This is a genomic window from Kitasatospora sp. NPDC059160 (genome assembly GCF_042755465.1).
Classification (GTDB): domain Bacteria; phylum Actinomycetota; class Actinomycetes; order Streptomycetales; family Streptomycetaceae; genus Kitasatospora.
Map to the genome: position 1 here is coordinate 21,681 of NZ_JBHZCN010000102.1, position 10,282 is coordinate 31,962.

The 10,282-nt window shown below is 74.9% G+C and carries 8 protein-coding genes; 6 read left to right on the forward strand and 2 right to left on the reverse strand.

All coding sequences use genetic code 11. The features are described from left to right. Window positions 1–46 precede the first annotated feature (46 nt). A complete protein-coding gene (locus ACFXOZ_RS33370; protein ID WP_380593675.1) occupies window positions 47–958 on the forward strand; it encodes an ABC transporter ATP-binding protein in 912 nt (303 codons plus the stop codon). Between the two features lie 8 nt (window positions 959–966). Next, window positions 967–1,800 (forward strand): ABC transporter permease, encoded by an 834-nt coding sequence (locus ACFXOZ_RS33375; RefSeq protein WP_375884422.1) that lies wholly within the window; start codon window positions 967–969, stop codon window positions 1,798–1,800. Here the strand turns inward: ACFXOZ_RS33375 and ACFXOZ_RS33380 are convergent. Further along, window positions 1,763–3,340 (reverse strand): MFS transporter, encoded by a 1,578-nt coding sequence (locus tag ACFXOZ_RS33380; RefSeq protein ID WP_380593676.1) that lies wholly within the window; start codon window positions 3,338–3,340, stop codon window positions 1,763–1,765. The genes ACFXOZ_RS33375 and ACFXOZ_RS33380 overlap by 38 nt on opposite strands. Window positions 3,341–3,511: 171 nt before the next feature. On the opposite strand from ACFXOZ_RS33380, the gene ACFXOZ_RS33385 reads away from it, so the two are divergent. The 4 genes from ACFXOZ_RS33385 (at window position 3,512) to ACFXOZ_RS33400 (ending at window position 8,285) form a co-directional block, all read left to right on the forward strand. After that, a complete protein-coding gene (locus ACFXOZ_RS33385) occupies window positions 3,512–5,578 on the forward strand; it encodes an MDR family MFS transporter (protein ID WP_380593677.1) in 2,067 nt (688 codons plus the stop codon). A 123-nt stretch (window positions 5,579–5,701) separates the two neighbouring features. Continuing rightward, the gene (lysA, locus tag ACFXOZ_RS33390; protein WP_380593678.1) at window positions 5,702–7,066 is read left to right on the forward strand and encodes a diaminopimelate decarboxylase; all 1,365 of its coding nucleotides are present in this window, start codon (window positions 5,702–5,704) and stop codon (window positions 7,064–7,066) included. A 49-nt stretch (window positions 7,067–7,115) separates the two neighbouring features. After that, a complete protein-coding gene (locus tag ACFXOZ_RS33395) occupies window positions 7,116–8,045 on the forward strand; it encodes a LysR family transcriptional regulator (RefSeq protein ID WP_380593679.1) in 930 nt (309 codons plus the stop codon). An 81-nt stretch (window positions 8,046–8,126) separates the two neighbouring features. Next, window positions 8,127–8,285 carry a hypothetical protein gene (locus ACFXOZ_RS33400; protein ID WP_375884410.1) on the forward strand — a complete coding sequence of 53 codons (159 nt, stop codon included), beginning with the start codon at window positions 8,127–8,129 and terminating at the stop codon, window positions 8,283–8,285. Window positions 8,286–8,332: 47 nt separating this feature from the next. On the opposite strand, the gene ACFXOZ_RS33405 is transcribed toward ACFXOZ_RS33400, so the two are convergent. After that, the gene (locus ACFXOZ_RS33405) at window positions 8,333–9,952 is read right to left on the reverse strand and encodes an amidohydrolase family protein (protein ID WP_380593680.1); all 1,620 of its coding nucleotides are present in this window, start codon (window positions 9,950–9,952) and stop codon (window positions 8,333–8,335) included. Between the last annotated feature and the right edge of the window lie 330 nt (window positions 9,953–10,282).

Here is a 10,282-nt window from a genome sequence, read left to right on the forward strand (position 1 = left end):
GCCGGTCCGATGCGGCCGCGGGGGCTCCCCCGGCATCGTGGTGGCCATGATCGAAGTCACCGAGCTGACCAAGCGCTACGGCCGCCGCACGGCCGTCGACCAGTTGACCTTCACCGTGTGCCCCGGCCACGTCACCGGCTTCCTCGGCCCTAACGGCGCCGGCAAGTCCACCACCCTGCGGATGGTGCTGGGCCTGAACGCCCCCACCTCCGGCACCGCCACCGTGGGCGGCCGGGACTTCCGCGGCCTGCCGCGCGGACTGCACGAGGTCGGCGCCCTGCTCGACGCCGGCGACGTGCACGGCGGCCGCACCGGCGGCGCCCACCTGCGGGCCCTCGCCCGCAGCAACGCGATCCCGCGCCGCCGGGTGGACGAGGTGCTCGCCGAGGTCGGCCTCACCGACGCCGCCGGACGCCGGATCGGCGGCTACTCACTGGGCATGAAGCAGCGCCTGGGCATCGCCGGGGCCCTGCTCGGCGACCCGCCCGTACTGCTCTTCGACGAGCCGCTGAACGGCCTCGACCCCGAGGGCGTGCTCTGGGTGCGCGGCCTGTTCCGCCGCCTCGCGGACGAGGGCCGCACCGTCTTCGTCTCCAGCCACATGATGGCCGAGATGGAGCACACCGCCGACCGGCTGGTGGTGATCGGCCGCGGCCGGCTGATCGCCGACGAGAGCCTCGGCGCGTTCGCCGCCCGGGCCGGCCGCGCCACCGTCCGTGTCCGCGCCGCGGAACCCGAGCGGCTGACGGCCGCGCTGCGGGCCGCCGGCGCCACCGTCCGCCCCGAGCCGGACGGCAGCCTCGACGTGACCGGGCTGGGCGTCGAACGGATCGGTGAACTCGCCCTGGAGCAAGGCCTGCTGCTGTACGGCCTGACCGAACGCGGCGCCTCCCTGGAGGAGGCCTTCATGGAACTGACCGCCGACAGCGTCGAGTACCTCGCCGGAGAGAACCGATGAACGCCCCCATGAGCACCCCCCTGCGCTCCTCGACCCCCGTACGCCGCGCCCGTTTCGGCGACCTGCTCGCTGCCGAGTGGCTCAAGTTCTGGTCACTGCGCTCGATCCCCTGGGTGCTCGCGGTCGGCGCGCTGCTCATCCTCGCCGCCAACCTCAAGTCCGCCCAGTACACCCACGACCACTACACGCCCGGCGACGGCGACCCGGCGGTGATGAAGCAGGAAGCCCTGAACGTCTCCTTCATCACCGGCTCCGCCGACGTCGTGATGCTGCTCGCCGGCGGCCTCGGCGCGATCGTCATCGCGGGCGAGTACGCGACCGGCCTGATCCGCACCACGCTGGCCGCCGTCCCCGACCGCCGGGCCGTCCTGCTCGCCAAGGCGGGCGTGCTGACGGCCGTTCTGCTCGGCTTCGGCGTGCTCACCGCGGGTCCGTCCTTCGCCCTCACCCAGGCGATCCTGGCCGACCGGGGCATCGGGCAGTCGATCGGCGACCCGACCGCCTTCCGGTACGTGGCGGCGGCCGCGCTGTTCGCCCCGGTCTGCGGACTGGTCGGGCTCTGCCTCGGCACCCTGATCCGGCACAGCGCGGGCGCGGCGGTGGGCACCATCGCGGTGCTGTTCTTCCTGCCCTCCGTCGTCACCGAGCGCTACCGGTGGAGCGCCGACCTCCTGCACGCCCTGCCCTTCCCGGCCTGGCAGCGCCTCGCCCGCACCACCCTGGCCGGGATGCGCCCGACCGACTACCCGGCCACCGTGGCCGGCTCCTGGACCAGCTACGCGGTGTGGGCGCTGGCCTCGGTGCTCATCGCGGTGGCGGTGATCCGGCGCCGCGACCACTGACGGGGCCGCGACCACTGGCGGAGCCGTCACCACTGACGGGCCCTGCGCTCTCCCGCCGGCCCGCCCACTCCTCGGCGAGGGCGACCAGCAGCGCCGCCAGGACCAGCCCGGCCGCGACCGTGACGCCCAGTTGGAAGGCCAGCGCCCAGTCCGGGCGGCGTCCCCCGGCGTGGGCGAAGAAGACCGAGCCGACGACCGCGATGCCGACCGCCGAGCCGACCCGCTGGGCGGTCTGCAGCACACCGCCGGCGCTGCCCGCCCGGGTCAGCGGGACGTGCTGGAGGGTGAGGGTCTGGTTCGGGGCGATCACCAGGCCGCTCCCCGCACCGGCCACCAGCAGCGGGCCGAGCGTCGTCCAGCCCACCAGCGGCCCGTCCCACAGCTGCACCGCCAAGGCCGAGGCCAGCAGGCCGCCCAGCACCAGCAGCAGCCCCGCCACCACCAGCCGGCGTCCGTACCGGCTCACCAGCCGCCCGCCCACCGCGGCCGCCACGCCCGAACCGACCGCGAAGGAGGTGATCGCCAGACCGGCCGTCAGGGCCGAGTAGTGGTGCCCGGCCTGGAGGTAGAGCGTGAAGATGAAGAAGATCGCGGTGAACCCGGCGAAGTACACCAGCGACAGCAGCACCCCCGCCGCGTACGGCCGCACCGCGAACAGCGCCATGCTGACCAGCGGTTCGCGCCGCCGCCCGTCCGGACGCTCCCGCGCGTAGTGGCGCTCCCAGCCGACGAAGGCCGTCAGCAGCACCGCCGCCAGCGGCAGCAGCAGCCAGCGGGCCGGGCTGTGCCACTGCTGCTCCTGGACGAACGGCAGCAGCAGGGCGACCGTCCCCGCGCCGAGCAGCAGCACCCCGACCGGGTCGAAGTCCCGCTGCCCGGCCCGCTCGCCGGCCGGGCGGGGCGGCGGCAGCAGCCGGTAGGCGACCGGCAGGGCGACCAGGCCGATCGGCAGGTTGACCAGGAACACCCAGCGCCAGCCGTCCTGCGGGCCGAACGCGTGGATCAACAGCCCGCCCAGCAGCGGTCCGACGGCGGTGGACAGCCCGATCGTCGCGCCCAGCGCGCCGAAGGCCCGGCCGCGTTCGGCGCCCTGGAACAGGGTCTGGATGAAGCCGGACACCTGCGGCACCAGCACCCCGCCGGCCGCGCCCTGGAACAGCCGGGCCAGCACCAGCCACTCCTGGTCCTGAGCCGCGCCGGCCAGCGCGCTGGCCGCGGTGAACAGGGCGAGCCCGGTGAGGAAGACGGCCCGCCGGCTGCGGGCGTCACCGAGCCGCCCGGCGGGGACGAGCACCAGGCCGAAGGCCAGCGCGTAGCCGCTGAGCACCCACTGCAGGCCGCTGTCGGACATGTGCAGTCCGGCCCGGACGGTGGGCAGGGCGACGTTCACGATGCTGACGTCCAGCAGGGTCATGAACCCGGCGACCAGGCAGACCGTCAGCGCCCGCCAGCGCCGCGCCTCCGCCCGCCCGCCGACGGCGGAGGCGCCGGGCGGCTGCGGGCGCGGGGGCTCCGCGTCGCGGGAGGGTGGGGCGGTCATGGGAGCCTCTTCCCGGTGTCCGGGGACTGGTGCCGGCTCTGCTCCGGCTCATCCTCACCTGCACCGGACCCCGCCGCCACCCGAACCCCGTCCGGCCCCGGGCGCGCGGGTTGCTCACCCGAACGGACGAACCGGATCGCGACCGGCCCCGAGCCGCCCGAGGCTGGCGGCATGACTGTCGCCACCGAGACCCAGCCCTCCGCCCCGCCGGTGCTCGACGTACGGCAGCGGAACGTCGTCTTCGCCACCATCGTGCTCGGCATGCTGCTGGCCGCCCTCGACCAGACCATCGTCGGCACCGCGCTGCCCACCATCGTCTCGGACCTCGGCGGCGCCGCCCACATGTCCTGGGTGGTCACCTCCTACCTGCTGGCCGAGACGGTGGCCACCGTACTGGCGGGCAAGTTCGGCGACCTGTACGGACGCAAGCTGATCTTCCAGGTCTCGGCGATCGTCTTCGTCGGCGGCTCGTTCCTGTGCGGCCTGTCCACCAACATGACCCTGCTGATCGCCTGGCGGGCCGTGCAGGGCATCGGCGCGGGCGGGCTGATGGTCACCGCCATGGCACTGATCGCGGACGTCATCCCGCTGCGCGAGCGCGGCAAGTACCAGGGCGCGATCGGCGCGGTGTTCGGCCTGGCCACCGTCATCGGGCCGCTGCTGGGCGGGCTGTTCACCGACCACCTGTCCTGGCGCTGGGCGTTCTACGTGAACGTGCCGATCGCCGTCGTCGTGGTGATCGCGGCCGCCCGGACCATCCCCTCGGTGCGCTCGGCGGTGCGGCCGGTGATCGACTACCTGGGCATCGCCCTGGTCTCGGTCGGCGCCAGCGCCCTGATCCTGGCGACCAGTTGGGGCGGCAACCAGTACGCCTGGGGCTCCGGGGTGATCATCGCCCTGTTCGTCGGCGGCGCGGTCGCACTCGGACTGTTCTGCTGGACGGAGACCCGGGCCGTCGAACCGATGCTGCCGATGCGGCTGTTCCGCAACCCGGTGTTCGCGGTCTGCTCGGTGCTCAGCTTCATCGTCGGCTTCGCGATGCTCGGCGCGCTGACCTTCCTGCCGACCTTCCTCCAGTACGTGGACGGCGACTCGGCGACCGTCTCCGGCGTGCGGATGCTGCCGATGGTGATCGGCCTGCTGATCGCCTCGATCGCCAGCGGCAACGTGGTCAGCAAGACCGGCAAGTACCGGCTGTTCCCGATCGCCGGCACCCTGGTCATGGCCGTCGGCCTCTACCTGCTGTCCCGGCTCGAACCCGGCACCGGCACCGCACTGGCCTCCCTCTACATGTTCGTGCTCGGCGTCGGCATCGGGCTGAGCATGCAGGTGCTGACCATCGCCGTGCAGAACACCGTCGACTACGCCGACCTCGGCACCGCCACCTCCGGGGTGACCTTCTCCCGCACCATCGGCAGCTCCTTCGGCACCGCCGTGTTCGGCACCATCTACGCCAACGGCCTCAAGACCGAACTCGCCGAGGGCGTCGCCGCCTCCGCCCGGCTCACCGGCGCCGACCCGGCCGTCCTGGTGCACGCCGCGGAGAGCCCGCAGGGCCTGCACAAACTGCCCGCCGCACAGGCCGCGCCGATCATCCAGTCGTACTCGGACGCCCTGCACACCGTGTACCTGTGGACCATCCCGGTGGCCGTGGTCGGCTTCGTGGTCGCGCTGTTCCTCAAGCAGGTGCAGCTGCGCGACACCACCCGGGCCGGCTCCACCGACATGGGCGAGGGCTTCGCCCAACCCACCACCAGCGACTCCGACCCGCACCTGGAGTACGCCGTCTGCAAGATCGTGCGCGACATCGACCTGGACACCGTACGGACCATCGTCGGCGACGCCGACACCCGCGTCGACCTCGCCGGCGCCTGGGCCCTGATGGAGGTGGCCGGCCACACCAAGGCCCTCGGCCACGCCTCCCTCGACCTCATCGCCACCCGCAAGAAGCTGCCGCCCGAGGTCCTCGAACCGGTCTTCGACCGGATGGCCGCCGAGGGCTACCTCACCCGCGACGGCGACCGCCTCACCCACACCGAGGCCGGCACCCAGGAGGTCCGCTCCCTCGCCCGCGCCTGGTCCGGCTGGCTCAACGCCCGCCTCGACGCCGACGCCGGCCGCCCCCGCAGCCCCCAGCTCCGCACCGCCGCCGACGCCATCGCCTGGCGCCTCCTCACCGAGGACCTCGCCAACGGCCTCCCGGCCACCGCCCGCCACAAGAACGGCGCCAAGGTCTGACGGCCCGCCGGCACCCCGCGAGCATCGAGGAAGGTACGGCTCAGGGCGCGAAGAATGCGCTTTCTCGCCCCCTCCCCCAGGCCCGAGGATGAGCAGCGAATCAGCCTGCCGGGAGGAAGAACCGTGTCCGCTGCGCCGCCCGCCCCGCCGTCCGCCGACTCCCCCGTCGAGCCGGGCCTGCTGCCGCTCACCGCCGAGGTCCGGCCCGAGGGCCTGGCCGTCGGAGGCGTCCTGCTGGAGCAGATCGCCCGCCAGCACGGCACCCCGCTCTTCGTCTACGACGAGGAGCACCTGCGCAGCCGCTGCCGGGAGGCGGTGGCCGCCTTCGGCCCGGGCAACGTGGCCTACGCCTCCAAGGCCTTCCTCTGTACGGCCATGGCCCGGCTGGTCGCCGACGAGGGCCTGCTGCTGGACGTCGCCTCCGGCGGCGAGCTGCGCACCGCCCTGTACGCCGGGGTGGAGCCGGAGCGCATCGTCCTGCACGGCAACAACAAGGACGACGGCGAGCTGCGCACCGCGATGACCGCCGGACTGCACCACATCGTGGTGGACAGCTTCGACGAACTGGAGCGGATCGAGCGGCTGCACCACGTGGAGGGCCTGCCGCCCGCCCGGATCCGGCTGCGGGTGGCGCCCGGCGTCGCGGCCGGCGCCCACGAGGCGATCCGCACCGGCGGCCACGACTCCAAGTTCGGCTTCGGCCTCGCCGACGGCGCCGCCGCGGCCGCCGTGCGCCGGGCCGCGGCCGCCTCCGCCGTCCGGCTGGAGGGCGTGCACGCCCACGTCGGCTCCCAGGTCCTCGACCCGGCCGAACTGGCCGACGGGGCCGCCGCGGTGGCCCGCTTCGCGGTGGACAGCGCGGTCGCCGGACTGACCGTGGGCGGCGGCCTCGGCGTCGCCTACGTGGGCGGGCAGAGCGCCCCGTCCTTCGCCGTCTGGGCGGCGCGGGTGCGCGCGGCGGTGCGCGGCGCGGGCTGGACGGGCGAGGTCGGCGTGGAGCCGGGCCGCTCGATAGCCGCCCGGGCCGGGCTGACCCTGTACCGGGTCGGCACCGTCAAGCGGATCCCGGACGTACGGACGTACGTCAGCGTGGACGGCGGCATGAGCGACAACCTGCGGCCCGCGCTGTACGGCGCCGGCTACGAGGCCTTCCTGCCGCGCTGCCCCGAGGCGCACCGTCCGTACCGGGCCCGGCTGGTCGGCAAGCACTGCGAGAGCGGCGACGTGATCATCGACGACGCGGCCCTGCCGGCCGACCTGCGGGTCGGCGACCTGCTCGCCACCCCGGTCACCGGCGCCTACGGCTACGCGATGGCCTCCAACTACAACAAACTGCCGCGGCCCGCCGTGGTCTTCGTCCGCGACGGCCGGGCCCGGCTGGTGGTGCGCCGGGAGACCGAGTACGACCTGCTGCGCCTCGACGTCGCGGGCGACGGCAGCACCACGCGGCCGGCCCCGGAACCGGCGAACGCCCAGCGGGGCGCCTGAGCCCCGGGGTTCCGGGGAGGGCCCGGGAGACGGACCCTAGTCTGGGCCGATGCTGAACAGCGCCCGCCTGCTCGTCCTGCTGGAGATCGCCCGTCGCGGCACCATCGTGGCCGCGGCGCAGGCGCTGCACCTCAGCCCGTCCGCCGTCTCGCACCAACTCGCGCGCCTGGAGCAGGAGCTGGGGGTCGCGCTGGTGGAGCGGGCGCCGCAGTCGCTGCGGCTGACGGCGGCGGGGGCCCGGCTGGCCGAGCACGCCCAGGCGATCGCCGACCTGATGGCCGTCGCCCGGGACGACCTGCGGGCGCACGCGGAGGCGGCGGCCGGGCTGCTGCGGGTCGGCTTCTTCGTCTCGGCCGGGCTGGACCTGCTGCCCCGGGCGCTGTCCGGCTTCGCGGCCCGGTACCCGCGGGTGGAGCTGGAGCTGGTGACGGGCCAGCCGCACGAGCTGGTGCCCGACCTGGAGGCGGGCCGGCTGGACGCGGCCGTGGTCTTCGAGCACCCGCTGGACCCGTGGTGCCGGGAGGCGGCGGTGCGGGTGCGGATGTTCTTCGCCGAGCCGCAGTTGGTCGTGCTGCCGCCCCGGCACCGGCTGGGGCGGCGCCCGGTGGTGCGGCTGGCGGAGCTGGCGGACGAGAGCTGGATCGGCACCCACGGCGGCGGCATCGGCGAGCCGGTGCTCGAACGCGCCTGCGCGGCCGAGGGGTTCCGCCCCCGGGTGCGCTGCCGCAGCGACCACTACCAGGTCACCGTCAACCTCGCCCGGGCCGGGATGGGCGTGGCGCTGATCCCCGCGCTCGGCCTGGCCGATGACACCGACGGGGTGCACGTCTGCCGACTGGACCACCCCCGGTTGCACCGCCGGATCGGGGTGGCCACCCGGGCCACCAACCGCAACCCGGTGCTGCACGCCTTCCTCGCCGAACTCGACGCCGCCGCAGCGGAGATCGGTTCGCTGCTGGAACGGCGCTGGGCGGGCTGAGCGCCTCCGGCGCCCTGCGCCGGGAGCTGCCGGTGTGTCATGCTTGCGCCGCCAGCATCCATTTCAGCTGATTGGACTCCGATGACCCGCCGGATATCCGCCCTCCTGATCACCGCCGCCGCCCTGCTGTCCCTCGCGGCCGCCTACGGCCAGCAGTCCGCGCCCCGCGCCGCCACCGTCGCCGAGGCCCCCGCCAGCACCGCCGGCGGCCACACCGCCGAGCGCTCCGAGCACCACTGACCGACGGCAGGCCCCCGGGCGGGGCGGGCTCGCCGGGCCACGACGTCTCAGCGGACCCGGAGCACCTCACCCGCCCGGGCCCCGGTCGGCCGCCCCCCGCGCACCGCGACCCGCCCGGCCACCAGCACCGTCTCCACGCCCTCCGGCGGCAGCAGCGGCCGTGCGAAGGTCGCCCGGTCCAGCACGGCCGCCGGGTCCAGCACGACCAGGTCCGCCACCGCGCCGTCCCGCAGCACCCCGCGCCCGTCCAGGCGGAAGCGCGCGGCGGGCAGTCCGGTCATCTTGTGGACCGCGAGCTCCAGCGGCAGCAGCCCCTGGCTCCGCCCGTAGTGGCCGAGCACCCGGGCGAAGCTGCCCGCCCACCGCGGGTGCGGGCGGCCGGGTTTGGGCACCCCGTCCGAGCCGATCATCGACAGCGGGCTGGCCAGCACCCGGCGGACGTCGTCCTCGCGCATCGAGTGGCTGATGATGGTCACCTCGCCCCGCCCCTCCAGCAGCAGTTCGCAGACGTAGTCCACCGGGTCCGCGCCGCGCTCGGCCGCCAGCTCGGCGATCCGCCGCCCCTCGGCGGAGCGGCGGGCCGGGGCGGCGGCAACCGAGATCAGGTCCCAGCCGCCGTTGCCGACGGTGTTCTCCCAGCCCTCCACCCCGTGCACGAGGTCCGCCCGGACCCGCTCCCGCACCTCGGGGCCGCCCAGCCGGGCCAGCAGGGCGGCGGGCCCGCCCTCGCTCACCCACGGCGGCAGCATCGCGGACAGCACGGTGCTGCCCGCGGTGTACGGGTAGACGTCGCAGAGCACGTCCACGCCCTCGGCGCGGGCCCGGTCCAGCCTGGCCAGGGTCCGGACGGTGGCGCCCCAGGCGTGCCGGCCGGCGGTCTTGTGGTGGGAGACCTGCAACGCGGCGCCGGAGCGCGCGGCGATCTCCAGGGCCTCCTCCAGCGCCTTCTCCACCTGGGACATCTCGTCCCGCAGGTGGGTCACGTACGGCTTGCCGTGGCGCGCGGCGACCGACGCCAGGGCGACGAGCTCCTCGGTGCCGGCGTAGCCCCCGGGCGGGTAGATCAGACCGGTGGAGAACCCGGCGGCGCCCTGGCCGAGCGAGCGGTCGAGCAGGTCGCACATCGCGGCCAGTTCCCCGGGGGTCGGCGGGCGGTCCGCGAAGCCCATCACCCCGGCCCGCAGGGTCCCGTGGCCGACCAGCGAGGCCAGGTGGGTGCACCGCAGGCCGGGCCGCTGCCCGGCGGCGAAACCGGCGAAGTCCCGGGCCGGGCGCACCGGCCCGAGGCCGAAGGTGACCCGCAGGTGCTCGGCGAGGGCGGGCAGCGCGGGGAACAGGCTGCTGCCGCAGTTCCCGGCGATCTCGGTGGTCACGCCCTGGAGCAGCGGGGCCAGCCGTAGCTCCTCGGTGCCGTGGTCCGCGCCGTCGAAGGTGGCGGTGAGGGCGTCGGAGTGGGTGTGGACGTCGATGAAGCCGGGGGTGACGACCCGCCCGGTGACGTCCACCACCTCGGCCGCGTCCACCGCCCCGACCCCCGGCGCCAGCACCGCCACCCGGTCGCCGACGACCGCCACGTCCGCCCGCCGGGCGGCAGCCCCGGTGCCGTCCACCAGGCTGCCGCCGCGCAGCAGCAGGTCGATCCGGCCGGACGGGGCACGGCGGTGCATCGGCGACTCCCTCGGGCCCCACGAGCGGTGGCGGTGGCGGTGGCGGTGTGCGCCGATGCTGACAGCCGGGCCGGTCGAACGGAAGATGCTGCAGCCATTCGCGCCTCAGCAACCACTTTCGTACCGCTGGCCCGTCGCCCGTTCCAGCCGCCCCGCCAGAGGGCCGGGGAGGCGTTGGTGGCGTCCAGCACCGTGCGCAGTGCGCAGTGCGCGGGCCAGGGGCACGCCACGGCGCCCTAGTGTCCTGAGTCCTTGATCCGTCGTTGGTCAGTGCATGGGACGTCCTGGGCCGAGGCTGGCCGAGCTGGTGTTGTCGGATCACGAGCGGCA